The sequence below is a fragment of the Nocardioides exalbidus genome (assembly GCF_900105585.1).
In the GTDB taxonomy this organism is placed as follows: domain Bacteria; phylum Actinomycetota; class Actinomycetes; order Propionibacteriales; family Nocardioidaceae; genus Nocardioides; species Nocardioides exalbidus.
The window spans coordinates 1,916,939-1,941,326 of sequence record NZ_FNRT01000002.1 but is presented as its reverse complement, the minus strand read 5'-3'; the positions used below and the strand labels follow the sequence as shown (position 1 = coordinate 1,941,326).

Here is a 24,388-nt window from a genome sequence, read left to right as displayed (position 1 = left end):
CTTCATCGGCGTCCCAGTCCCGTGATCACGACTGGCACGTTCCCACGGATGGCGCGGGAGTACGGGCAGGTCTGGTCGGTCAGCTCGAGGAGCTCGTCGAGGGTGTCCTGGTCGCACTCGGGCGCGGTGACCGTCAGCTCGACGGCGATCGAGTAGACGTCGTCCTCGTCGGTGCACAGCGACACCGCCGCGGTCGTCGTGGTCGGGCCGACGGTGACCTTCTCGCGCCGGCTGACCACCTGCAGCGCACTGTCGAAGCAGGCGGCGTAGCCGGCCGCGAAGAGCTCCTCGGGGTCGGTGCCGCCGGTGCCGCGCTGGGCGGGCCTGGTCAGGTCGAGCTCCAGCGATCCGGTGCTGGAGGTCGCCCGCCCACCCCGGCCGCCGGTGACGTCGACGCTCGCGGTGTAGAGGACCTTCGCCCCTGACTCGGACACTGCGCTCATGCGGACATCTCCGTCGTCGGGACCTGGTGGAAGGACAGGGCGCGGGTCGCGACCGCGTCGACGAGATCGGTCGGGTGCTCGTCCATCGGGAAGTCGGTGCCGGGCACGAGCACCAGCTCGGCCCACGGCATCGCCGCGGTGACCTGGTCGGTGAAGCGGTGGACCAGGTCGCGCTCGCCGTGGACCAGCGCGGTGGGCACGTCACGCAGCGCGTCGACGTCGATGCGGTGGTCGAAGACCGCGCGGTATGCCGTGCCGTAGTCGGGTCCGGTGGCGAGGTACTCCAGCACCTGCCGGTCGACCTCGTCGACGGCGAGATCGGGGTAGAGCCCCCGGACCCGGTCCCAGATGACGGCCAGGTGCGAGCCGTCGAGCGCGGGCTCGTAGCCCGGCGCGTAGCCGGCCTTCTTGGTGGCGCGCTCCTCGTCGGAGTAGAGCGGCAGGCCCTGGTGGATCAGGCCGAGGACGCGGGCCGGCTCCTGGATCGCGACCTCCGTCGCGACCACCGCGCCGGTGTGCTGGCCGAGCAGGACGACCCGCTCGAGGCCGAGCTCGTCGAGCAGCGCCCGGACACCGGCGGCGTAGTCCGGGATGCTCCACTGCCCCGGCGTCGGGTCGGACATGCCGAACCCCGGGGTGTCCGGCGCGACGACGTGGAGGCCGCGGGCGGCGAGGCCCGGGAGGACCGCCTCGTAGGTCGCCGACGACAGCGGCGACTGGTGGAGGATCACCAGCGCCGGGTCGTCCGGGTCGCCGGCGGAGCGCAGGTGGACCTGGCCCCACGGGAGGCGGACGTAGGAGCGGTCGGAGGGACCGACGAGGTTCTTCACTGCTGGCCCGCTCCTTCCGACGCGACCTCGGCGGACATGGCGGCCATGACCGCGATGACGTGGCGGATGCCGTTGCGGTAGTCGTCGATCCGGATGTTCTCGTTCGGTCCGTCGACGCCCGAGTCGGCGCGCGAGACGCCGACGCCGACGATCGGGAGGCCGGCGAGGACGCCCTGGTTGCCGATCCACTGCGTGTAGGGCTCGATGAGCGGCTCGGTGCCGTAGACCTCGCGCGCGGCGTCGGCGACCAGGCCGACGAACGGGTGGTCGGGGTCGGTGCGGTTGGGGATGCTCTGCGCCATCACCTCGACCACGACGTCGCCGAAGCCCTCGGCGACGAGGTGCTTCTCGACCGCCGCGAGCACCGTCTCCGGCTGCTGCCCGGCGACCATCCGGATCTCGATCTTGGCGGTGGCGGTGGCCGGGATGCCGAGGGTGACGTCGTCCGTCATGTCGCCGCCCTCGATGCCCGCGATCGTCAGCGTGGGACGTACGCGGATCGCGGCCGCGGCGGCCTGGGCGTCCTCACCGTGGCGGAACGAGTCCACGCCGGCGCGGCGGTGCAGGAAGTCGACGTCGAAGGGCAGCGCCTCGACCAGCTCCTGCACCCGCGGGCTCATCTCCTCGACGCCCTCGTCGAAGCCGGGCACGCGGCAGTCGCCGTCGTCGTCCTGGAGCGCCGCGAGCGCGCCGATCAGGCGCGTGGTGGCCGAGTGCAGCAGGGCGGTGTTCTGGCTGGTCAGGTCACGGCTGATGGTGCGCACCGAGAGGCGGAGGTAGAGCACGCCCTTCTCGGAGAGCTTGAGCAGCAGGCGCCCGTCGTTGTCGAGCCAGGAGTTCTCCCACAGCGCGGCGTCGGCGTCGAGCTGCTCGCGGTGCGCGGCGACGAAGCTCGCGAGGCCGGGGCTGTGCAGCCACTGCTTGCCCTCGACGATGTAGCGGCTGGTGACCGGCGGCTCCAGGCCGGCGAGCTTCCACGCAGCGGCGGCGTGGATGCGCGACATGATCGCGCCCTTGTCGTCGGCGACGCCCCGGGCGTAGACCCGGCCGTCGACGACCTCGCCGGAGTAGGGCGGGACGATCCACTCGGAGTCGTCACCGGTCGGCTCGACCGCGACGTCGTAGTGGGTGAAGTGCAGCAGCCGCGCCGGGCCGCCGGCGACCTCGCCGATGACGTAGGGATGGGACTTCTCCCATGGCACGACCTGCGACGTGCCGCCCCAGCGCTCGAGCGAGCCGGCGATGAAGTCGGCGGTGGCCTGCATCTGCTCGACCTCCTCGCGCTTGCTGACGAAGCGGCACAGCTCCTGGAGCTCGACGACGAACTCGTCGAGGTGCGCGTCGACGGCGGCGTAGACCGCCTCGAGGTCGGCGCTGCTGACGGGCGTGCTGGTGGGCTCGGTGCTGGGCACGGGTGCTCCTGTCACTGGATCGTCACCCCTCCGTCGACGAAGACCGTCTGGCCGGTCACCATCGCTGCGGCAGGGCTGAGGAGGTAGGTCACGGTGTGGGCGACGTCGTCGGCGGTCGCCATCCGGCCGGCAGGGATGCTGGCCATCTTGTCGTCCATGTAGGCCTCGTCGGCCCGGACGTCGGTGGTCATCGCGGTCGGCACGATGGTCGGGCCGACGGCGTTGACGCGGATGCCGTCCTCGGCCCACTCGAGGGCCAGGACGCGGGCGAGGTGCATGACCCCGGCCTTGCTGACGCAGTAGCCGACGCTGTTCCTCACGGCGACGTGGCCGTTGGTCGAGCCCAGGTTGACGACGCTGCCCTGCGTGGCGACGAGCGCCTCGCGGGCGGCGACGCTGACCCGGAAGGTGCCGGTGAGGTTGACGTCGAGGACCAGCTGGAAGTCCTCCTCGCTCATCTCGGCGGCCGACCCGCGTCGCACGATGCCGGCGTTGTTGACGAGGTGGTCGATGCGTCCGTGGGCGGCCACGACCTCGGCCACCATCGCCTCGCACGAGGCGGTGTCGCGTACGTCGACCCGGTGCCGCGAGTGCGGCCCGCTGAGGCCGAGCTCGTGCTCCCACTCGTCCGCGGGAGTGACGTCGGCCAGGGCGACGGTGGCGCCGCGGTCGATGAGCCGCTGGGCGACGGCCGCGCCGATGCCGCGTGCGGCCCCGGTCACGAGGGCCACCCGGCCGCTGAAGTCGAAGGGATCGCTCATGCTCCGATGACCCGGCTCTGGTCGGCCCAGAAGGTGACGCGCTTCTGGATGAGCCGGATGGCGGCGTGGGCGATGAGCCCCATCAGCGACAGCACCACGAGGATCGCGAACATGCCGGCGATGTCGAAGTTGTAGTTGGTCTGGAGGAGCAGGTAGCCCAGGCCCTCCTGGGCGCCGATGAACTCGCCGACGACCGCGCCGAGGATCGCGAAGACGATGCCGATGTCGAGGCCGGCGAAGATGAAGGGCATCGCGCTCGGCAGCTGCACCTTGCGGAAGACCTGGAGGCGCCCGGCGCCGAAGACCTTGAGCATCTGGATCCGGTCGGAGTCGGCGGAGCGGAGCCCCTCGATGACGTTGATGAGCATCGGGAAGAACGAGATGACCGCGGCCATCACGATCTTGCTGGTGAGGCCGAAGCCGAACCAGACGACGAAGAGCGGGGCGAGCGCGACCTTCGGCACCGTCTGGAAGGCGACGATGTAGGGCATCAGCGTCTTCTCGACGATGCGGATCTGGGAGATCGCGGTGCCGAGGACGATCGCGCTGACCACGCCGATCGCGAAGCCGATGGCCGCCTCCTGGGTGGTGACCCGGACGTGGCCCCAGAACTGGTCGCTCTCGAGCTGGAGCAGGAGGCTGTCCCAGATCGCGCTCGGCGGCGGGAGGACGAAGGCCTCCACGTCGAGCACGCGGACGCCGACCTCCCAGATCGCCAGGACGGCGACGAAGACGAGCGGGACGAGGACGACCTCGGGACGCTCGCGGAGGTCGAAGCGGCGACGGGCCTGCGGGGCGACCGGGTCGGTGGTCTCGGTGCCGACGGTGCCGGGGGCGTCCACGGCGTCGGTCTCGGGGGTCTGCTGCACGGTGTTCATCTCGGGCCTCAATCGATGACGCTGGCGTTGAAGTACTTGCGGATGCGGTCGACGTAGACGCCGGCCTGGTCGCTCGACATCACGCCGAGGTCCCGGGGACGCTCGATGTCGATGTCGATGATCTCGGCGATGCGGCCCGGTCGCGGGCTCATCACGACGACGCGGTCGGAGAGGAAGACCGCCTCGGGGATCGAGTGCGTGACGAGCACGATGGTGGCGCCGAGGTCCTTCCAGATGCGGAGCAGCTCGACGTTCATGTACTCACGTGTCATCGCGTCGAGCGCGCCGAACGGCTCGTCCATGAGGAGCACGGCGGGGTCGTGCACGAGCGCACGGGCGATGCCGGCGCGCTGCTGCATGCCGCCGCTGAGCTCGAAGGGGTACTTGTCGGAGAAGTCCGCCAGCCCCACCAGGTCGAGCAGCTCCTTGGCACGGGCCAGCGACTTCTTCTTGTCGAGCTTCTGGATCTCGGCGGGCACCAGGACGTTGTCCAGGATGCTCCGCCAGGGCAGCAGGGTCGCGGCCTGGAAGACCATCCCGACCTCGGGCAGCGGCTTGACCACGTCGCTGCCGGCGATCTCGACCCGGCCCTCGGTGCGGGGGATGAGGCCGGCCAGGATCTTCAGCAGGGTGGTCTTGCCGCAGCCCGAGGGCCCGACGACGGAGACGAACTCACCACGACGGACGGTGAAGTTGATGTCCGACAACGCGTGCGTCGGTGCGGACCTCCGGGGGCGGTAGACCTTCTCGAGCGAGTCGACGGCGATCCACGAGGAATCGCCGGTGGCGACCGCCTCGGGCGTCGTCTGGGGCGCGGTGTCGATCATGTCGTCCTTCTTCCGTGAGCGTCGGTGTGCGTCGTGGTGAGCCCGGTCTCCTCAGTGGAGCCGGCTCACTCCGTCCACTCGTCGGCCTGCTTGATGACCGCAGCGGCGTCGAAGTCGTTCGCGGCGGTGAGGAGGCCGTCGTCCCACACCTTCGCCAGGTCGACCTCGGCCGTGATCTGGCCGGCCTCGAGGGTGTACTCCTGCGTCTTCGTCCAGTCCTCGTCGGAGATGGCGCCCCAGTCGGACCACTCCGAGGGGGAGCCGCTCGTCGGGGTGGCGGTGGCGAGCCACGCCTCGAGGTTCGCGACGTCGTCGGCGAGGCGCTCGTCCTCGCTCTGGCCGGCCAGGATGTCGGGGAAGACCTTGTAGCCGATCTTCATGGCCGCCTCGGGGTTCTCGGCGGAGAAGAGCATCGCCTTGTAGCCGGCGCGCAGCAGGCCCTCGTAGGCCTCCTGGTCCCCGGCGAGGGCCTTCGAGTTCACGGCGAAGCTCAGCGAGCGGATGCCGTCGAAGATCGGCGGGTTGTCGAGGTAGGCCAGCTCGGTGCCGGACAGCTCGATGACCGAGTAGGCCTGCGAGTAGAGCGCGAGCGCGTCGACCTGGCCGCTGGTGAGGGCGCTGGCGGCCTGGGCGCCGACGCCGACGGGGAGCAGCTCGACGTCCTTCTCGGGGTCGAGGCCGCCGGCCTTCACGAACGCCCGGGCGTAGGGCGCGGACCCGGAGGCCAGCGAGATGACGCCGATCTTCTTGCCGTCGAGGTCCGCGGGGGACGTGATGTCGCTGCCCGGCATCGTGGCGATCTCCCACGGCCAGTTCTGGACGAGGCCGCCCACGGTGGTGACCGGGACGTTCTTCTCGACCGCGGCGAGGATGGAGCCGGTGTCGGCGGCGGTGAAGTCGCCCTGGCCGGTGCCGACGGCCTGGACCGCGGCCACGGAGCCGTCGGAGTTGACCGTCTTGACGTTGAGGCCCTCGTCCTCGAAGTAGCCCATCTCCTGGGCGACGGCGTACATCGCCACCTCCTCCTTCGGGCCGATGACCGCGGAGGCGATCACGAAGGTGAGGTCGGTGGAGTCGCTGTCGGAGGCGGACGAGTCGTCGGTCCCTCCGCAGGCGCTGAGCAGGAGGAGGCTGGCAGCGAGCACACCGGCGGTGGCTCGGAGGCGGAGCGTCATGGCTTTCTCATTTCGTTGGTCGTGCCGGACGGTGCGGGGGTGGGTGCTGCTGGTGGTCCGAGACTCCGAGCCGGGTGGAGAAGGGGGTGGTGCTACGCCCGTGCGCTGCTCGGCTCGAGGCCGATGCCGGCCTCGCACAGGTCGTTCCAGACGATCTGCTCGGTGATGAGCCCGTCGCGGAGGACGAACACGTCGACGTAGCGGACGTCGTCGAAGGGGGTGCCGTCGAGGCGCTCGCCGTAGAGGCGACCGAGGGAGACGACGTGGACGTCGCCGCCCTCCTGCTCCCCGGTGAGGAAGCGGTCGCGGTGCTTGCGCACCCAGGCGTACGGCTTGGGGGTCGCCACCATGTCCGCGAGGGCGGCGTGCTCGACACCGGTGGGGAACTGCATGCGGACGCCGGGGGCGAGGAAGCGGGAGGCCGCGTCGAGCTCCCGGTCCTCGCAGAGCTGGAGGTAGGTGTCGACGACGACCGTGGGGTCGACGGTGGGATCGGTCCCGGTGCTGGTCACGACTCCGCCTTCCGGGCGAGCATCTCGTTCCACTGCTCGCGCAGCGGGTGCTCGGCGGGCCCGTTCTCGGTGATGATCCGGACCAGGCGCGCCATGTAGTCGGTGCGCGCGAGGTCGAGCACGCCCGTCTCGGCGTCGGTGGGCGTGAAGTGGTCGAGCTCGCCCTCGGCGAGGACGCCCTTGCGGACCATCAGCGCCTCGAGCGCGCGCAGCCGGTGGCTGGTCACGTGGAGGTCGGTGGCCAGCTGGAGCACGAGGTCGAACAGCTTCGCGGTCTGCGGGCTCTCGAGGTACTGGAGCTCCTCGCTCATCAGGCGACCGCCTCTCCAGCCGGCTTCGTGGCCGGCTTCGTGGCCGGCTTCGTGGCGGAGAGCACGGCCCACGGGAAGTGCCACTCGGGGCGCTCTCCCCAGCCCTCCGGACGGACGCCGAGGTTGCGCTCGTCGAAGGGACGCCACCGGACGTCGGTGAGGCCGGCGGCCTCGAGGGCGGCGACGGTGTCGGTGGCGAAGAGGTCGCGGAAGAACGGCTCGTTGTTGCGGTCGGCGTGCTCGACGATCGAGGCGTCGCGCAGCAGGTCGCCGGTGAGCATGAACTCGAGGAAGTGCACCTCGCCGCCCGGCTTCACCAGGCGCGCGGCCTCGGTGAGCGTGGCGACGATCGCCTCGGTCGGCATCTCGTGGAGCACCATCGTCCCGGTGACCACGTCGACGCTCTCGTCGGCGAGACCGGTCGACTGGCCGTCGCCCTGGACGTAGTCGATCGGGAGGCCGAGGGCCTCGGCCTCGGCGTGGGCGAGCCGCAGGCCGGGCGAGGCGAGGTCGATGCCGACGACCTGGGCGGTGGGATACTTCGCGACGAGCGGGCGGGTGCTCTTGCCGAAGCCGCAACCGATGTCGACGACCGTGGTCGCCTCGGGCTTGTCGGGCAGCGCGGTCTGGGCGAAGAGGCTGTGGAACTTGTAGCCGTCGTTGTCGCGCAGCATCACGATGCGGGCGCCGAACTCGTAGACGTAGGCCGACATGTCGTCGGAGAAGAAGCTGCCCGGCTGCACGTGGATGTCGTAGTCGGTGTACCAGCCCGGCAGGTCCAGGTCGGGGTTCAGCTCGATGCTGCCCAGGCCGTGGGTCGGGGCCGAGTCGAGGACCTCGACGAGGTCGGCGCGACGACGCAGGACCGCGTCGCCGGCGGTGCGCCAGAGCATCTTCTGCTGCACGCGCTCGAGGTGGGAGAACCACGGGTACGACGGCAGGGTGCGCATCGTCTCGTTGGCCTGCTCGACGCTGTCGGCGACGACACCGGTCGCCGCGAACTCCTGCGCCAGGGCGGGGTAGACCGCGTCGCTCCAGCGCTTGCGGAGGCCGAGGATGAAGTCGACGGACGCACGCTCGTCGAGCGTCAGCCGGTCTTCGATGTCGATCATCGGGTGCCTTTCGGGACGGGTGTCGAGCGGGGAGGGCGGGTGCGTGGGGGGAGGTCAGTAGCTGAAGGCGACGTCGCGCGCGGCGGCGCTCTCGGTGTCGCCGAGGAAGGTGCCGGCGATCCGGCCCTCGAAGACCGCCTCGAGCGCGGTGCGCGGGGAGTTCGCGTCCCCGACGACGTGGACCCGGGGGACGTCCACGCCGTCGGGGCGCTCGCCGACGAGATCGGTGCGGGCTGCGTCGAGGGCCCGGTAGAGGTCGTCCTCGGCCGTCGGCCGGCCGACGTCGACGAGGGCGGAGACGCCGGTGATGACGCTCGTGTCGCCGGAGAGGGTGTCGGTCAGGGTGACCTCGCCGGGACCGGTGACGGCCGCGCCGACCATGAGGTGCGCACGCACCCCGGCGGCCTGGAGCCGCGGCACCAGCGCCAGCTTGCTGTAGGTCGTCACGCGGGCGGCGAGCGACGGCGTCGGGGAGAGCAGGTGGACGCGCGCGCCGCAGGCGACGAGGCCCTCGACCAGCGAGGCGGCCGCCCAGTCGCCCTCCTCGTCCCAGACCGCGACGGTCGTGCCGGTGAGGTCGTCGAGCGCCGCGACCTTCCCGGCCGTCTCGACGGACGTCCACACCGGGACGCCGGCACCGAAGTCGTGGCGGCGCGGGCGCGAGCCGGTGGCGACCACGACGTCGTCCCACGCGCCGGCAAGGATCTCCTCGGCCGTGAGCGTGGTGCCGAGGAGGACCTCGACGTCGGTGTCCTCGATCGCGCGGACGGCGTCGGTGACCATCAGGCCGAGGCGGGCCCGGTGCGGCATCGCCGCAGCGATCCGGACCTGGCCGCCGAGCTGCGCGTCGCGCTCGACGAGGGTCACCCGGTCGCCGGCGCGGTGGGCGGAGAGGGCGGCCTCCAGGCCGGCCGGTCCCCCGCCGACGACGAGGACGCGTCGACGTCGTGGGTCACCGAGGTCGAGCCAGGCCTTGTTCCACTGCTGCTCGGCGCCGACCTCCGGGTTGACCAGGCAGGTGATGGGCAGGCTCTTCTCGACGCGGGAGATGCAGCCCTGGTTGCAGGCCAGGCAGCTGCGGGCGGCGACGCCGTCGCGGTGCTTGTTGACGAGGTGCGGGTCGGCGATGTGCGGGCGCGCCAGCGCGACCAGGTCGGCCTCGCCGGCGTCGACGAGCTCGGCGGCCTCGGCGAGGCTGTCGAGGCGGCAGACCGCGATGACGGGGAGCTCGGGCAGCGCCTTCTTGAAGAGCGCCGCGTGGTGGCGGAAGGGCGCGTGGCCGAAGCTCATGTCGGCCATCTGGGTGGAGAGCGACCAGGTGGCCTGGTAGGCCGAGTGGCTGACGTGGACGTAGGCCAGGTCGACGTCGGCACGAAGGCGCTCGACGATCTCGATCACGTCGTCGGGGCCGAGGCCGCCGTCGAGGAACTCGTCGGCCGATACGCGGAGGCCGATCGGCAGGCCCGCGGCGGTCGCCGCAGCGAGCACCTCGCGCGTGAGCCGCATCCGGCCGTCGAGGTCGCCGCCCCAGCCGTCGGTGCGCTGGTTGGTCGCCGGGGAGAGGAACTGCTGGAGCAGGTGGCCGTGGCCGGCGTGCACCTCGAGGCCGTCGAAGCCGGCCTCGCGCATCCGGCGGGCGGCGGCCCCGAAGCTGTCGACGACGGTCGCCAGGTCGGCGTTGCCCATGGCGTGCGGGGTCGCGGCACCGGTCGACCAGGCGATCGGCGAGGCGGACCAGGCGGCCGTGCGGGTGGCCTCGCCGTTGGCCTGGCGGCCCGCGTGCATGATCTGCGCGAAGAAGGCGGCACCGTGCTCGTGCACGGCGTCGACCATGGCGGCGTACGACGGCACGGCGGCGTCCTCGAAGCACCCGAGGCTCAGGGTGCGGCCCGCGGAGGTCGGGTGGACGCGGATCGCCTCGGTGATGATCAGGCCGGCGCCGCCGCGGGCGCGCTCGGCGTGGTAGGCCGCGTGGCGTGCGGTCGGGCGGTTCTGCACGCCGAAGTTGGTGGTGTGTCCCGGCACGACGACGCGGTTGCGCAGCTCCAGCGGCCCGACGGCCACGGGTGAGAGCAGTGCGTCCACGATCGATCCTCGCGTCGATGTGTTCGGATGAGCCGAACAGCGGTTCTGTGACACGAACAACAATGCGGACGACGCCACCACGGGTCAAGGGGTGTCGGCAAAGTTGACGGGAATGAAACGAGGCCGAAACAGGGCGCTTCACGCCTGTCCTGAGCGTGGATCAGGCGTCGCGAAGACGTGCCCGACAGCTCCCCTCGATTGTGCAACAACCGTCTGGACCATCGTTCGGCAGGGCCGAACGGCGGACGTCCGGGAGCTACGGGCTGCACCACCTGCAAGGAGCGTTGCACCCGTCGGTTGCACGCACCGCGGCTGAGCGAAAGCTTTCGCGCAGGCCCCGGGGGTGCACACCTACCGTGCAAGGGTTCTTGCACGAGCAGCCACTTCCGCAGTCAGGTTGTCGGCAGGTTCGCGGTCCTAGCGTCCGAGGCATGTTCGATCTCATCAACGGCCTCCCCGTCCACCCGCTGGTCGTGCACGCCGTCGTCGTGCTCCTCCCCCTCGCCTGCCTCGGCACCATCGCGCTCGCCGTCCGGCCGGCCTGGCGCGAGCGCTACGGCCTGCTCGTGGTCGCGTGCGCTGCGCTCTCCACGGCGCTCATCCCGGTGGCGACGTCGAGCGGCGAGGCGTTGGAGACGCGTGTCGGCGACCCGGGCGTCCACGCACAGCTCGGCGACCAGCTGATCTGGTTCGCCGTCCCGCTCCTCGTCCTGTCGGCCGCCATGGTGTGGCTCGACCGCCGTGCGTCCACCAGCCCCGGGGCGACCGGCGGCCGGAGCCCGGTCGGGGTCGTCCGCGCGGTCAGCGTGCTCGCGCTCGTCGCCGCGCTCGCCGCGTCCGTGCAGGTCTACCGGGTCGGCGACTCCGGCGCCCACGCCGTCTGGGGCGACCAGGTGGGCGCCGGGAAGTGACGGGCTAGGGTCCGGTCGTGCTGCCGCTCACGACCGACCGGCTCGTCGTACGCCCCTTCGCGACGACCGACCTGGACGACTTCCTCGCCTACCAGTCGCACCCGGCAGTACGTCGCCACCTCCACGGACAGCCGCACACCGACGAGGCGGCCGCGGCCTACCTGGCGGCGCAGGGCGGGCTCGACGACGACCAGCGCGACGCGTGGCACGACTGGGCCGTCGAGCACCGTGGGCTGGGCCGGGTCATCGGCAACATCGGGGTCTACCTGCCGGCGGCGTCACCGACCGAGGGCGACCTCGGGTTCCAGTTCTCACCGGACTTCCACGGCCAGGGCCTCGCGAGCGAGGCGGCTCGTGCGCTGGTCGAGGCACTCCGCTCCCACTGGGGCCTGACCCGGATCACCGCGTCGTGCGACGAGGCCAACGTCGCTTCCGCGCGGCTGCTCCTGGCGCTCGGCTTCGCCGAGCTGCCCGAGGCTCCCGCCGGGCAGCGGTCCTTCGAGCTCCTCCCGTGATCCTCAGGCCAGCAGCGCGCGGAGGTCGTCGACGGTCCGGCCCTCGAGGGTCGGCCAGGTCGTGAAGTCACCGGCCTCGGGGAGCACGGCATCGTTCGGGATCGCCAGGCTGGCGGCACCGGAGGCGATCGCGGAGGCGAGGCCGTTGGGCGAGTCCTCGATGGCGACGCACTGCGAGACGGGTACTCCGAGCAGCTCGGCCGCGCGGAGGTAGGGCTCCGGCGAGGGCTTGGTCCGCGTGACGTCCTCACCCCCGACGAGGGCGCCGAAGGTCCCGGGCGGCGCCGCCGCGGCAACCAGCTCGGCCATCTCGTGGGAGGACGTGGTGGCGATCGCGCAGGGCACACCGGCCTCCCCCAGCGCGGCGAGCAGGGTCAGCACGCCCGGCCGCCACGGGACCGTCGTGCGCAACGACTCGATGACGCGCCGCTCGAGGTCGGCGACCAGCGCGACGGCCTCGAGGTCGACGCCCGCGGACTGCATCGCGACGGCGGTCGTCATCATGTCGGAGCCGACGAGCGCGAGGCCCTGCTCGTGCGACCACGTGCCGCCGTGGGCCTCGACCATCACGAACTGCTCGGCGATCCAGATGGTCTCGGAGTCGATCAGGGTGCCGTCCACGTCCCACAGGACTCCGGCCAGGCCGTCGGAAGAGGTCTCGGTCACGCGCCGCAGTCTGCCAGCGGAGCGAGGGCCACAACCGCCACACGTGTCCGCGTTGTCGCCCCCGGACCGCCCGCCGGAGGGCCACAACCGCCACACGTGCTCTTCGCTACCGTCGACGGCATGCACATCGACCTCACCGGCAAGAGCGCACTCGTCACCGGCTCCACCCAGGGCATCGGCCTCGCAATCGCCAAGGGCCTCCTCGAGGCCGGCGCCCGCGTCGGCGTCAACGGCCGGTCCGAGGAGTCCGTCGCCCGGGCGGTCGACGGGCTGCGCGAGAAGCAGCCGGACGCGGACGTCGTACCCGTCGTCGCCGACGTCTCCACCGACGAGGGCTTCGCGGCAGCGACCGCCGCGATGCCCGACGTCGACGTGCTGGTCAACAACCTCGGCATCTTCGAGAGCCGCCCGGCGCTGGAGATCACCGACGAGGAGTGGCGGCGCTTCTTCGAGGTCAACGTGCTCGCCGGCGTCCGGCTCACCCGCCACCACCTGCCGCGGATGACCGGCCGCGGCTGGGGCCGCGTGCTCTACATCGCGAGCGACTCCGCCGTCGTGACGCCGGTCGAGATGATCCACTACGGCATGTCGAAGACCGCGCTGCTCGCGGTCTCGCGCGGCTTCGCCAAGGAGGCCGCCGGCACCGGCGTCACGGTGAACTCGGTGATCGCCGGCCCGACGCACACCGGTGGTGTGGAGGGCTTCGTGCGCAGCCTGGTCGGCGACGACCTGCCGTGGGACGAGGCGCAGCGGGAGTTCATGAGGAAGCACCGGCCCCAGTCGCTGATCCAGCGGTTGATCGAGCCGTCCGAGATCGCCGCGATGGTGACCTACCTCAGCTCGCCGCTGGCGTCCGCCACGACGGGAGGCGCGGTCCGCGTCGACGGAGGTTACGTCGACGCGATCCTGCCCTGACCCCTGCCCTGACCCGGCCTGCCCTGACCCGGCTCAGTGCGCGGGCGGCAGGTCCGCGAGCCGGGGGCGGCGTACGAGCAGCGCGACGAGGACGGCGACCGCGGAGATCGCACCGCCATACATCAGCGCCGCGTGGATGCCCTCGGCCGTCGCGTCGACGAGCGCCACCCCCTCGGCGCTTCGCGCGACGGTCACCCGCGTCATCACGGTGACGAAGAGCGCGGTGCCGGCGGCGCCCGCGACCTGCTGGAGCGTGGACACGATCGCGCTGCCGTGCGAGTAGAGGTGGGGCGGCAGCGAGCCGAGCGCCGACGTCATCAGCGGCGTGAACATGAAGGCCAGGCCGATGCTCATCAGCACGTGGAGCCCGACGACGGTGGACTGCGCGGTCGTGGTGTCGTACGTCGTCATCCCCCACAGCGCGACGCTGACGACCGCTGCTCCCGGGGCGACCAGCGGGCGCGGACCGATGCGGTCGAAGAGCCGGCCGACGATCGGGGCGAGCAGGCCCATGGTGAGGCCGCCGGGCAGGAGCAGGAGGCCGGTGTTGAGGACGGAGAGGCCGAGCACGTTCTGGAGGTAGATCGGCAGCAGGATGAGCGACCCGAAGAGCGCCATCATGCTGACCGCGACCAGCGCGACCGCGATGGCGAAGGTGCGGACCGCGAAGGCGCGGAGGTCGAGCAGCGCCTTGTCGCGGAGCTGGAGCTGGCGCGCGACGAAGGTGGCGAGGGCGAGCGCCCCGACCACGAGCGGCACCCAGACCGGCACGGGCGTGTGCCCGGACGCGCTCTCGCCGATGCTGCTGAGGCCGTAGATCAGGCCGCCGAAGGCGAGGGCGGAGAGGACGACGGAGACCACGTCGACCGGGACGTCGCGGGGCTCGGTCACGTTGCGCACCCACGCCGCGCCGAGCGCGAGCGAGAGCAGCGCGATCGGCAGCACGATCCAGAACATCCAGCGCCACGAGAGCTGGTCGAGCACGAGGCCGGACACCGTCGGGCCGATCGCCGGGGCAACGGAGATGACGATCGAGATGGTGCCCATCATCTGGCCGCGGCGGTCCTCGTCGACGACGTTGAGGATCGTCGTGATCAGCAGCGGCATCATCAGCGCGGTGCCGATCGCCTGGACGACCCGGCCCGCCACCAGCATCGGGAAGACGGGCGCGAGCGCGGCGACGAGCGTACCGATGCTGAACGACGACATCGCCGCCACGAAGACCGTGCGCAGCGGGAAGCGGGTCAGCAGCCAGCCGGTGACCGGGATGACGGCGGCCATCGTGAGCAGGAACGCGGTGGTCAGCCACTGCGCGGTCGTGGCCTGCACGTCGAACTCGCGCATCAGGTCGGGCAGCGCGACGCTCATGATGGTCTCGTTGAGGATCACCACGAAGGCGGACGCCACGAGCAGGGCGATGAGCCGGCCGTGGCCACCGGTGGGCGAGGCCTTCGCGTCGGGGGTGGTGGACGTGCCGGATGTGGCGGGGGCTGTCGTGGTCACTGCTGGATCTGTCCTCGGGCTCGTCGGTCGTCACGCGAATTGTGTCAGTCACTGCCAACACGGCGGTGAACGGCAGAATTCCCTATGATGACGACGTGAGCGAACCCGCGTCCCCCGAGCCGGCACTGCGGGAGCGACGTCGGCGCCAGACCGAGCACGACATCTCGACGATCGCGCTCGACCTCTTCGAGCAGCAGGGCATCGACCACACCACGGTCGACCAGATCGCCGAGGCCGCGGGTGTCTCGGCGCGCACCTTCTTCCGCTACTTCGCGACCAAGGAGGCCGCGGCGCTCGTCGGGCACATCGACCTCGACGAGCGCGTCGAGCAGATGCTGGACGCCATCGCGCCGGGTCGGCCGCTCGTCGACCAGCTCGAGGACGTCTGGCGCGAGGTCCTCGGCGCCTTCGACGACGGCCGGAGCGAGGCCGGCCGGCTGCTGCTGCGCGTACGCCGCCTCATGCTCGCCGAGCCCGCCCTCCGCCAGGCCGCGGTCGCGCTCGACGCCCAGCGCACCGACGACCTGGTCGCTCGGCTCACCGGCAACCTCGGCCTCGACGACGACCTCGGCGTCCGCATCGCCGTCGAGGCCACCGGGCTCGTCGTCCGCGTCACCCTCGACCGCTGGGCCGATGCCCGCGACGCCGGTCGTCCGGTCGAGCTGCTGGAGACCTACGCCGCCGCCTGCGCCCACCTGCACGCCCTGGCCTGAGACGTCTGGCCAGACCAGACCCCTCCCTCGGGGCGGTCTGCCGCAGCTCTCGGCGTGCCTACTGTCGAAGCATGACCACAGTGAGCCGCACCTTCGACGTCCAGCCCGAGCCGGCAACGGTGATCTCCTACCTCAAGGACTTCGGCAACGCCGAGGAGTGGGACCCGGGCACGGAGTCGTGCACGCAGAACGAGCCGGGCCCCGTCCAGGTCGGCACGACCTGGCGCAACGTCTCCAAGATCGCCGGGGTCAGCACCGAGCTGACGTACACCCTCGAGCAGCTGACCGACGACACGATCGTGCTCGTCGGCCGCAACGACACCGCGACCTCGACCGACACGATGACGGTCGTCCCGAACCCGGACGGCCCCGGCAGCCGGGTGACCTACGAGGCGGTCATCGAGCTCAAGGGCGCTGCGAAGATCGCCGACCCGATCATGAAGATCGTCTTCGAGAAGATCGGCAGCGACACCGAGGACGACATGACCACCGTGCTCAACCGGCTCGCCGGCTGAGCCGACACATCCAGCAGAGGGAGTGCACGACATGACCCAGCAGGACGACAACGCCAAGGTGGTCGAGCTCGTCGGCCGCACCCGGACCGCGATGCTCACGACCATGACGCCCGAGGGCACCCACGTCAGCCGGCCGATGGCCGTGCAGGAGGCCGAGTTCGACGGGGACCTCTGGTTCTTCACCTACGAGGACTCCGACAAGGCGCGCCAGATCAGCGCCAACCCGCACGTCAACGTGTCGTTGTCGAACGACAAGAAGAGCGAGTGGACCTCGATCGCCGGCACGGCCGAGCTGGTCCACGACCGCGCCAAGGCCGAGGAGCTGTGGGCCAAGCCCCTGGAGACCTGGTTCCCCGACGGCCTCGAGACCGACGGGCTGGTGCTCCTGAAGGTGAACGGCGACACGGCGGAGTACTGGGACGCGGCCACCAGCAAGGTCCGGCAGGCGCTGGGCATGGTCCGGGCCATCCGCAACGACGACCCGGACGAGTTCCCCGCCGACAACCGCACCGTCGACCTCTGAGGCCGCACGACGTGACGCTCGACGCCCGCAACCTCCGCCGCGTGGTCGGCACCGCCGCCGTTGCGGTCACTGCCCTGCAGGCGGGAACGGCCGTGCTCGCCCTCCGTGCGGGACGGCGCGACTATGCCGACGGCGTGTGGGGACCGGGCCTGGCTGCGGTCGCCGTCACGAGCGCACTCGTCGGCAACGGGGACGCCACCCGCCGGTGGACGCTGGCCGCCGCGACGAGCGCGTGGGCCGCGCGGCTCGAGCACCAGATGCTCGGCCGGCTGCGCGGCTCCGACGAGGAGGACGACCGCTACACCGAGTTCCTCGAGGGCGACTCAGTGCCGGCGGTCGTCGGCAAGGTCTTCGTCACCCAGGCGCTCGCGCAGCTCCTCGTGTCGGCTCCCCTGCAGGTCGCGGCCGCGAGCTCACTCCCGAAGGGCCGCCGCCGCTGGCTCTTCCCCGCCGGCGTGGCGCTGATGGCCGCGGGCGCGACCGTCGAGGCCCTGGCCGACCGGCAGAAGTCGCGGTTCATGGCCGAGAAGGAGCGGGCCAAGGAGCAGTCCGACGACGGCGAGGCTCCTGACGAGCTGCAGATCCTCGACACCGGCCTCTGGGGCTGGTCACGCCACCCGAACTACTTCGGCGACTCAGTCGTCTGGGACGGGGCCTGGCTCGCGTCCGCCGCCTCGGCACCGGCCGGCTGGACGTTCCCGGCGCCGGTCGCGATGTCGTACCTCCTCGTCTTCGCCACCGGCGCGCGACGCACGGAGAAGAAGATGGAGGACCGCCCGGGCTACCGCGACTACCAGCGCCGGGTCTCGTTCTTCCTCCCCCGGCCGCCGCGGTCCTGAGGAGCCGGGGGTGGGCGCCGCCGAGACCGTCCGCGACCTGCTCGCCGAGCACGGCAGGACGTACGCCGACGAGGCCGGCATCACGCTGCGCGACAAGCCCGCCCCGCTCTACCAGCTGCTGGTGCTGACGCTGCTCAGCTCGGCGCGGATCTCGGCCGACATCGCCGTCGCGTCGGCGGCGGAGCTGTTCCACGCCGGGTGGCGCACGCCGGAGAGGATGCGGGCCGCCACGTGGCAGCAGCGCGTGGACGCGCTCGGACGTGGCGGCTACCGCAGGTACGACGAGAGCACGTCGACGCAGCTGGAGAAGAACGCCGACTTCCTGCTCACCCGGCACCACGGCGACCTCCGCCGGATCCGCCCCGGCCGGGACGGAAGCGTCGACGACCTGGTGGCGGCCCTCACCGACTTCCCACGGATCGGACCGACGGGTGCCGGGATCTTCTGCCGCGAGGTGCAGGTGGTGTGGCCCGAGGTCGGGCCGTACTTCGACGACCGCGCACTGGGCTCGGCGCGCGAGCTCGGACTCCCCGCGGACCCGGAGCGGCTGGCGTCGCTGGCGCCGAGGGGGCGCGTGGCCGACCTGGCGGCCGCCCTCGTCCGCGCCGGGTGACCCGGCTCAGATCGTGGCGACCGATCCCGAGTCGACGCGGTAGTTCGAGCCGTTGACGAAGCTGGCGCGGTCGGAGCAGAGGAACGCGATGACGGCCGCGACCTCCTCGGGCTCGCCGCGACGGCCGAGCTCCATGTAGGGCCGCTCCTCCTCCAGGAACGACGCGATCGCCTCGTCGCGCGTGCCGCCCTCCTCCTCGGCGCGCTGGTCCATCATCGCGTCGGTCATCGGGGTGTTGATGAAGGCCGGCGAGACGCTGTTGACCAGCAGGCCCTCACCGGCGTAGGTCCGGGACAGGCCCTTCGCGAAGGCGAGCAGGCCGGCCTTCGCCGTGACGTAGGGCAGCTCGTCGTCGTAGGGCTGCACGGCGTCCTCGCTGTTGACGAAGACGATCCGCCCCCACCCCCGTCCGCGGAGAGTGGGCAGGAAGGCGCGCGTCACCCGGAGCGCCGACAGCAGGTTGGTGGTGAGCACGTCGGTGAAGGCGTCGTCGTCGAGCTCGTGAAAGGCACCGGTCGGCCCCGTGATCCCGGCGCCGTTGACGAGGATGTCGATGTCGCCGACCGTCAGGGCCACCTCGCGGGCCAGGCGCTCGGCCGCGGCCACGTCGGAGAGGTCGGCAGCGATCTTGTGGACGCTCGACGAGACGGTGAGGGAGGCGACGGCCCGGTCGAGCTGGTCGGGGTCCTGGTCGCTGAGCACGACCTCCACCCCGTCGTCGAGGAGCGCCTGGGCGGTGGCACGGCCGATGCCGCCCGCACCGCCGGTGATGAGTGCCTTCTTGCCGGAGATTCCGAGGTCCATGGCACGAGACCACCACCTCGGGACGGGTCGGTCCCACCCCCGGAGGGGTTGGAGCGGTTGGGGGGCCCTGCCACTGTGGTCGGACCCCACGCCACCTCGAAGGAGAGTCGATGACCGACCGCAGGGCAGTGATCTTGGGCGCCAGCATCGCCGGACTCTCGGCGGCCTACTGGCTCGGCTCGTCCGGCTGGGACGTCACGGTCATCGAGCGGGCCCCGTCGTTCCGCGACGGCGGGCAGAACGTCGACGTGCGCGGTGTCGCCAAGGACGTCCTCGAGCGGATGGGCCTGACCGAGGCGGTCCGCGCGCAGAACACCACCGAGACCGGGACGGTCATGGTCGACGACTCCGGTGACGTGGTCGCCGAGCTCCCGTTCGGCGGCGAGGACGGCGCCACGGCCGAGCTCGAGGTGCTGCGCGGCGACCTGGCCCGGGCGATCCTCGACGTCCTGCCCGACGGCGTGGAGCTCGTCTTCGACGACCGGATCGAGGAGGTCCACGACGACGAGGTCGTCACCGCCGGCGGCCACCGGCTCGCAGCAGACCTGGTCGTGATCGCCGAGGGGGTGCGCTCGCGGACCCGCGACCTGCTGTTCGGCGACGAGGTCGAGAAGCGTCCGCTGGGCGTGACGATGGTGTTCGGCACGATCCCGCGGGTGCCGGGCGACGACGACCGCTGGCGCTGGTTCACCACCACCGAGGGCCGCCAGGTGCACCTGCGCCCCGACAACCGCGGCACCACCCGCGGGATCCTCGCCTTCACCGACGACGACGGCCTGGCCGGCCTCGACCACGCCGAGGCGATGTCGCTGCTGCGCGAGAGGTACGCCGATGCCGGCTGGGAGGCGCCGCGGCTTCTCGACGAGCTGGCGACGTCCGACGACGTGTACGTCGACGACCTCACGCAGGTCCGGGTGGAGACGTGGCACCGCGGCAACGTCGTCCTGACCGGCGACGCCGCGTGGTGCGTGACCCCGATGGGTGGCGGCGGCGCCTCGCTGGCGCTGACGAGCGGGTACGTCCTCGCGTCCGCCTTCAGCCAGCACCGGGACGACACGGCGGCCGCCATCGCGGCGTACGAGGGGTGGATGCGGCCCCTGGTCGAGGACGCCCAGACGATGCCGCGCTGGGTGATCCCGTTCGCCTACCCCCAGTCGAAGGTCGGCGTCGCCGCACGTCGGGTCGCCGACAAGGTGCTCACCGCCAAGATCTTTGAGCCGGTGGCCGCGAAGATCACCGACATCGCGGAGACCGAGCGCGAGCTGCCGCCGGTGCCGACCGCCTGAGACGGCCCCTCAGCGGATGCGCTCGCGGAAGACGCGGTGGAACGTCATCACCGCGTGCCGGCGGGTGTCGGCGCCCTCGATCGTCCCGGTGTCGAGGTAGTCGGTGAACCCGGGGATCTCCTCGGCCTCGCCGGGCGAGACCCGGCGGAAGCCCATCGACCAGCCGGAGAAGAGCCGGTCGGCGACCTCCTCGCGCCGCACGACCAGCACGCCCTGGTGCCGCGAGTCGTCCTCGACCTTGGCCATGATGGCGTCCACGGCCTCGTCGGGGCCCTCGAGCGTCTGGATGAAGTTGCCGCCGGAGTAGAGCAGCATCCCGGTGACCTCGACCGTCGCGTTGGTGCCGCGCGCGTGGCGGAGCAGCTCCTCGAGCTCGTCGTCGCTCCACTGCTCGACAGCCGAGCTGAGGTAGGTGATCGAGAGCAAGTGTCCTCCGGGTTCAGGGTGCGGGGGCGGCAATCGTGCCATTCCTGCACGATGCCTGCGGTGAGTTCCGATGGACCTCACACCCAGGGGTGGAGGACAGTGGACGGACCCCGCCACCCCTGGTCGCGCGGCCGGCGGTTGGCAGCGTCCCACGGCCGCGCGGGACCCCGGTTGGCGTGTGACCCCCCTCAACCGCCGGCCGGGGCATCCAGAGGACCTGCGCCTCACATCAGGACGATGCGGTCGCTCACCCGGTCGTACGTCGCCGGGTCGAGGTTCGCGTAGTTCACCAGGTCGTCCGGGTGCTGGAACCTCCCGAGCTGGGTCCGGGCGTCCACCACCTGCGCGGACTCCGCCGGGCTGAGGCCGAGCCAGTGGCTCATCACCTCCGGCGGCGCGCTGTTCACGTCGATGAGCCCACCGTCGTCGTACTGCCGCTCCAGGTCGGGCCTGCCGATCCGCAGGTCCCGCGCCATCATCGGGTCTCGTTGCAGCAGCTCGCGCGCCTCGTGGCGCTTGCGGCGCCCGGCCTCGACGCTCGCGACGGCAGCCGCGTTGGGGTCGTGCGGCGGCGATGGCGGCGGCGCTCCGTAGACGACCTTCCCCGGCCACTCGACCTTCGGACCCATCACGAGCGCGAAGACGACGGAGGTGATGAGCGTGCCGAGGAAGAGGAACCCGCCGACGTCGGACGTGGTGCCGTCCTCGTTCGAACCGATCATCGCGAAGCCGGCGAGCCACGCCGCCGACAGTGCGCCGGCGACCAGCCACGTGCGCGCCGACCTCGCCTTGGCCGCGATCGTGATCACCGGGACGAGCGCCAGGAAGCCCACCGACGCCACCGGCACGATCCACAGCCACTTGGGCGGCTTCGAGACGAGGTAAGGCGTCGGCGGCTGCATGCGGAGATCGTAGGTGTCAGCGCAGGCCGATGACGGCCCATGCCGCGGATCAGCCTTGGGCTAGACGTGAATGAGACTCGCGAGGAAGTCCTGCGTCTCGGCGTCCGTGGAGTACACGAGCGTCCCACGCATGCCCCGCGTGAGTAGGACCTTGTACGTGTTGCGGATCGCCCGGTCGAAGTCATCCGGTGCCGCCCGTCGGACCTGGTTGTCCTTGCTCCTGTCCGGGCGCGCCTCCCAGCGATCGGTGCGCCAGACCAGGTCGTCGCCAAAGATGACGCCGCTGTAGTCGTACTCAAAGCCTTGGGCGGTGTAGACGCAGCCCACCTGTTCGAACCCGGCAGGATCGGATGCCCAGAAGGGCCGCCCGGGCGCCGCGCCGACCTTCGTGTCCTTCGGGTTGTTCCACGGACGCTTCCAGTCGCCGATCTGCACGTCCGGAAAGAGGATGTCGCCCTTGGGCTTGCTCCAGGACCAGCAGTAGCCAGCCGCGATGCGACTCGAGAATCCTCGGTCCAGACGAGCGCGCAGCCTGAGCTCCATCTCACCGGGCGACTCCGCCAGGTCAAGATCGAAGACCTCATCACCGGGCCACGCCATCGGACCACCGGGTTCGAGCCCGAGCAGGCGCATGACCCACTCCTCGTACAGACGGCTACCACCGCAACGGAACTGGTCATCGAGGTCGATCTGAACGACCTCACAGCCAAGGCGGCCGGCAGCAGCAACGATGTCGGCCACGTTGCCGCGCTCGCCAGGCTTGACGACCTGGTGCTCGTCGAGGAGGAAGACGGAGACACGCGCGGCATCGATGAGGTCCTCGACCTGCGGACGTCCTGACCTCTTGGCTGCCGGCGTCCAGCGGTTGGTCGAAGTCTCGCGGATGCGGTGGGCCTCGTCGTTGATCAGGACGTCGAGACCGTTCTTGTCGGCGTCGACGAAGTTGTTGTAGTAGCTGAAGAGAGCTTTGACCCGAGGCTCCCGATGCCCCGCGACCTTGCGCAGGGTCTGAGTGAACGCCGACGAACCGGTGGCGTGGAGGACGGAGCGGCCCTGCCGCGACAGCTCGCCGAGAAGGCTCAGAGCGATCACACTCTTGCCGGACCCAGGACCACCCGTGACGACAACGACCTCTTTGGTGTTCGCTCGCCGCGCGTGTTCCACCGCCCGCAGAATCATGGAGTACGCGACTTGCTGCTCGTCGAGAAGGACGAACTGCTCCCGCTCCTTGATCTCCTGCGCGGCGAGGTCAAGGAGCTGCTTGCTCGGCTTGATGGCAGCTCCGAGCAACGCATCGGCCGCGTCGGCACCGGGGATCGTCGACAACCTGCCCTTGAGGAAGTCCAGGAACTCGCCGCGGCGCTGACCGGTGAACATACGACGTGTGCGGCTCTGCTCGAAGTCCCACAGTCCACTGACACCGTCGTCATCCGCGTTGTGCAGGTAGGCGACGCCGGCAAGTCGATCGGTCGATCCGCCGAGGGCTGCGTTGAAGTCCGCGAGGTAGTCGCAATATCCGCCTACTTGGGCAGCCGGGTGCAGTCGCCGGCCGCGACCGTCGTCGAGGACCACGTCATCGGTGCCGTCGACTGGCGCCGCACTGCTCCACTGCTTCAGCTCGACAACTACGTACGACGCCTCGCCCGTCCGAGGATGCGTGCCGCACAGCAACGCATCGACTCTTCGACTGGTCAGTGGGAGCTGGTACTCGAGCAGGACCTCGACCTTGTCCAGGCCGGCGTCGTGTAGGTCGCCCGTCAGAACCGTCAGACTGCGCTCCCACGACCGCTGTTCAGCGATGGAGGCGCGATACCCGTAGGCGTGAGCGAACTGCTCACTCATCGTCGGCACCAACGTGTTGGCAGCGATCTGGGCTCGGACTCCAGTGACGGAGGCGCGAAACAGCGGCACGACAACTCCAGGAAGGCATGACAGTCTTCCCGATCGGGTTGGAGGCTTGTCGTGAGAGACGCGCGCTGTCGGGCCGAGCGGATTACGGTGTCGATGCTAACCACCGTTGCGCAGGCACCTGTGTTCGTTGCCCGTGACGATCACATGGGAACGATGCCGACGGCTTCAGTTCTTGTTATGACCGAGGGTGCGGGCATGCAGAACCTCTTTCCAGTACGACTCCCGCTCGAGAACGTGATTGTCGTCGGTGCGCACGGACCAGAACTCCAGCAGCGCGAACTTCATGTTCTCGCGGAAGAACTGCTCGCCCTTCTCTCGGAGCAGCTCCTGCAGTCCAACGTTGTGTCCATGCAGAGTGGCCGCATATGCGCTCCACCGCTGCCATATTCCGGTATCCCCGTACGCGGATCCGACGTATCGCGCACCGGTCGTCTGGTCATGGATGACGTAGACACCCTTCATGTGTTCCAGAGCGATGCGCCAGTCAGGTCGCTGCTGCTGCACGATCACTTGGAGTTCTCCGAGCGAGTGATTGATGCGGTCATGCCCAGGGAAGGGGTCGCCGACGAACTCCTCTTCGAGAATCGACGACACCGCCATCTCGTCCAAACAGGACTCCATCGTCCTGCGGCGCTGTCGCCCGGCCAAGTGCATTCGCACGTACAAGCGGCGGATGAACGGCCCCATCAGATCATCGCGAGCGATGACGTCGTAGGAGTAGGTCCGCGGATCGGGCCGGCGGGCGGACACCTCCCACACACCACCGAACAACCAGAGACTCGCGTCGTGGCGATCCTGCGCTAGGGAGAAGATCAACTGGCGGTTGAAGTCGTTCTTGTCCCCGCGCCACGAGTTCCAGCGCTGCCACTCAGCCGGGTCGTTCGCCAAAACGTCAATCGGGTAGGTCGTGCCGTTGTAGACCGCGCAATGGAGCTTGCATGCCGTCGGCTCGAGATCGGCGGGCAGGATTGACGCCAGCGGGATCGGCTGCATGAACCGA

The 24,388-nt window shown here is 70.7% G+C and carries 27 protein-coding genes; 9 read left to right on the top strand and 18 right to left on the bottom strand.

Annotated elements, in window-relative coordinates; genetic code table 11:
- Positions 1–2: 2 nt before the first annotated feature.
- The 11 genes from BLV76_RS09605 to BLV76_RS09555 form a co-directional block, all read right to left on the bottom strand.
- Complete coding sequence (locus BLV76_RS09605; RefSeq protein WP_090968925.1) at positions 3–443, bottom strand: Ohr family peroxiredoxin; 441 nt, start codon at positions 441–443, stop codon at positions 3–5.
- Positions 440–1,273, bottom strand: coding sequence for an alpha/beta fold hydrolase (locus BLV76_RS09600; RefSeq protein ID WP_090968924.1), 834 nt, complete (start codon positions 1,271–1,273; stop codon positions 440–442). The genes BLV76_RS09605 and BLV76_RS09600 overlap by 4 nt, the downstream gene beginning before the upstream one ends.
- On the bottom strand, positions 1,270–2,685 hold the full coding sequence (locus tag BLV76_RS09595; protein ID WP_217630308.1) for a M20/M25/M40 family metallo-hydrolase: 1,416 nt from the start codon (positions 2,683–2,685) through the stop codon (positions 1,270–1,272). The genes BLV76_RS09600 and BLV76_RS09595 overlap by 4 nt, the downstream gene beginning before the upstream one ends.
- An 11-nt stretch (positions 2,686–2,696) precedes the next feature.
- Positions 2,697–3,446: an SDR family NAD(P)-dependent oxidoreductase gene (locus BLV76_RS09590; protein WP_090968923.1), complete on the bottom strand. Its 750-nt coding sequence runs from the start codon at positions 3,444–3,446 to the stop codon at positions 2,697–2,699.
- A complete protein-coding gene (locus BLV76_RS09585) occupies positions 3,443–4,315 on the bottom strand; it encodes an ABC transporter permease (RefSeq protein WP_217630307.1) in 873 nt (290 codons plus the stop codon). Before BLV76_RS09585 ends, BLV76_RS09590 begins: the two co-directional genes overlap by 4 nt.
- A gap of 17 nt (positions 4,316–4,332) precedes the next feature.
- Positions 4,333–5,151, bottom strand: coding sequence for an ABC transporter ATP-binding protein (locus BLV76_RS09580; protein ID WP_090968921.1), 819 nt, complete (start codon positions 5,149–5,151; stop codon positions 4,333–4,335).
- Positions 5,152–5,216: 65 nt separating this feature from the next.
- Positions 5,217–6,326: an ABC transporter substrate-binding protein gene (locus BLV76_RS09575; protein WP_090968920.1), complete on the bottom strand. Its 1,110-nt coding sequence runs from the start codon at positions 6,324–6,326 to the stop codon at positions 5,217–5,219.
- A 92-nt stretch (positions 6,327–6,418) separates the two neighbouring features.
- Complete coding sequence (locus BLV76_RS09570; RefSeq protein ID WP_090968919.1) at positions 6,419–6,838, bottom strand: nuclear transport factor 2 family protein; 420 nt, start codon at positions 6,836–6,838, stop codon at positions 6,419–6,421.
- A complete protein-coding gene (locus tag BLV76_RS09565) occupies positions 6,835–7,149 on the bottom strand; it encodes a hypothetical protein (protein ID WP_090968918.1) in 315 nt (104 codons plus the stop codon). Before BLV76_RS09565 ends, BLV76_RS09570 begins: the two co-directional genes overlap by 4 nt.
- Positions 7,149–8,261, bottom strand: a complete 1,113-nt coding sequence (locus BLV76_RS09560; protein WP_090968917.1) for a class I SAM-dependent methyltransferase — start codon at positions 8,259–8,261, stop codon at positions 7,149–7,151. The genes BLV76_RS09565 and BLV76_RS09560 overlap by 1 nt, the downstream gene beginning before the upstream one ends.
- Before the next feature lie 54 nt (positions 8,262–8,315).
- Positions 8,316–10,346: an oxidoreductase gene (locus BLV76_RS09555; RefSeq protein ID WP_217630306.1), complete on the bottom strand. Its 2,031-nt coding sequence runs from the start codon at positions 10,344–10,346 to the stop codon at positions 8,316–8,318.
- A gap of 431 nt (positions 10,347–10,777) precedes the next feature.
- Here BLV76_RS09555 and BLV76_RS22505 point away from each other — a divergent pair, with 431 nt between their 5' ends.
- Both BLV76_RS22505 and BLV76_RS09545 read left to right on the top strand, forming a co-directional pair.
- Entirely contained in the window at positions 10,778–11,257 is a 480-nt protein-coding gene (locus tag BLV76_RS22505; protein ID WP_090968916.1) for a DUF2231 domain-containing protein, read from the top strand.
- A gap of 17 nt (positions 11,258–11,274) precedes the next feature.
- Positions 11,275–11,772, top strand: coding sequence for a GNAT family N-acetyltransferase (locus BLV76_RS09545; protein WP_090968915.1), 498 nt, complete (start codon positions 11,275–11,277; stop codon positions 11,770–11,772).
- Between the two features lie 3 nt (positions 11,773–11,775).
- Here BLV76_RS09545 and BLV76_RS09540 read toward each other — a convergent pair whose 3' ends face one another.
- Complete coding sequence (locus BLV76_RS09540; protein WP_217630305.1) at positions 11,776–12,438, bottom strand: HAD family hydrolase; 663 nt, start codon at positions 12,436–12,438, stop codon at positions 11,776–11,778.
- Positions 12,439–12,558: 120 nt separating this feature from the next.
- On the opposite strand from BLV76_RS09540, the gene BLV76_RS09535 reads away from it, so the two are divergent.
- Complete coding sequence (locus BLV76_RS09535; RefSeq protein ID WP_090972542.1) at positions 12,559–13,353, top strand: SDR family NAD(P)-dependent oxidoreductase; 795 nt, start codon at positions 12,559–12,561, stop codon at positions 13,351–13,353.
- 33 nt (positions 13,354–13,386) lie between these two features.
- Here the strand turns inward: BLV76_RS09535 and BLV76_RS09530 are convergent, their stop codons facing one another.
- On the bottom strand, positions 13,387–14,856 hold the full coding sequence (locus BLV76_RS09530; RefSeq protein ID WP_090968914.1) for a DHA2 family efflux MFS transporter permease subunit: 1,470 nt from the start codon (positions 14,854–14,856) through the stop codon (positions 13,387–13,389).
- 95 nt (positions 14,857–14,951) lie between these two features.
- On the opposite strand from BLV76_RS09530, the gene BLV76_RS09525 reads away from it, so the two are divergent.
- The 5 genes from BLV76_RS09525 (at position 14,952) to BLV76_RS09505 (ending at position 18,059) form a co-directional block, all read left to right on the top strand.
- Positions 14,952–15,569 (top strand): TetR family transcriptional regulator, encoded by a 618-nt coding sequence (locus BLV76_RS09525; protein WP_175539625.1) that lies wholly within the window; start codon positions 14,952–14,954, stop codon positions 15,567–15,569.
- A gap of 71 nt (positions 15,570–15,640) precedes the next feature.
- Entirely contained in the window at positions 15,641–16,084 is a 444-nt protein-coding gene (locus BLV76_RS09520; protein WP_090968913.1) for an SRPBCC family protein, read from the top strand.
- A 31-nt stretch (positions 16,085–16,115) separates the two neighbouring features.
- Positions 16,116–16,607 carry a pyridoxamine 5'-phosphate oxidase family protein gene (locus tag BLV76_RS09515; protein WP_090968912.1) on the top strand — a complete coding sequence of 164 codons (492 nt, stop codon included), beginning with the start codon at positions 16,116–16,118 and terminating at the stop codon, positions 16,605–16,607.
- Positions 16,608–16,618: 11 nt separating this feature from the next.
- Entirely contained in the window at positions 16,619–17,446 is an 828-nt protein-coding gene (locus BLV76_RS09510; RefSeq protein WP_217630304.1) for a DUF1295 domain-containing protein, read from the top strand.
- A gap of 10 nt (positions 17,447–17,456) precedes the next feature.
- Entirely contained in the window at positions 17,457–18,059 is a 603-nt protein-coding gene (locus BLV76_RS09505) for an endonuclease (RefSeq protein WP_090968911.1), read from the top strand.
- Positions 18,060–18,065: 6 nt separating this feature from the next.
- Here BLV76_RS09505 and BLV76_RS09500 read toward each other — a convergent pair whose 3' ends face one another.
- Positions 18,066–18,863, bottom strand: a complete 798-nt coding sequence (locus BLV76_RS09500) for an SDR family NAD(P)-dependent oxidoreductase (protein WP_090968910.1) — start codon at positions 18,861–18,863, stop codon at positions 18,066–18,068.
- Positions 18,864–18,973: 110 nt separating this feature from the next.
- Between BLV76_RS09500 and BLV76_RS09495 the strand changes: the two genes are divergently transcribed.
- Positions 18,974–20,149, top strand: a complete 1,176-nt coding sequence (locus BLV76_RS09495; RefSeq protein ID WP_090968909.1) for an FAD-dependent monooxygenase — start codon at positions 18,974–18,976, stop codon at positions 20,147–20,149.
- 9 nt (positions 20,150–20,158) lie between these two features.
- Here the strand turns inward: BLV76_RS09495 and BLV76_RS09490 are convergent, their stop codons facing one another.
- From BLV76_RS09490 to BLV76_RS09475, 4 genes are all read right to left on the bottom strand, one after another.
- Entirely contained in the window at positions 20,159–20,575 is a 417-nt protein-coding gene (locus BLV76_RS09490) for a BLUF domain-containing protein (RefSeq protein WP_175539624.1), read from the bottom strand.
- Positions 20,576–20,799: 224 nt separating this feature from the next.
- Entirely contained in the window at positions 20,800–21,477 is a 678-nt protein-coding gene (locus tag BLV76_RS09485; RefSeq protein ID WP_090968907.1) for a ComEA family DNA-binding protein, read from the bottom strand.
- A 60-nt stretch (positions 21,478–21,537) separates the two neighbouring features.
- Complete coding sequence (locus BLV76_RS09480) at positions 21,538–23,319, bottom strand: DUF2075 domain-containing protein (protein ID WP_090972537.1); 1,782 nt, start codon at positions 23,317–23,319, stop codon at positions 21,538–21,540.
- 234 nt (positions 23,320–23,553) lie between these two features.
- Complete coding sequence (locus tag BLV76_RS09475; RefSeq protein ID WP_090968906.1) at positions 23,554–24,381, bottom strand: GIY-YIG nuclease family protein; 828 nt, start codon at positions 24,379–24,381, stop codon at positions 23,554–23,556.
- Between the last annotated feature and the right edge of the window lie 7 nt (positions 24,382–24,388).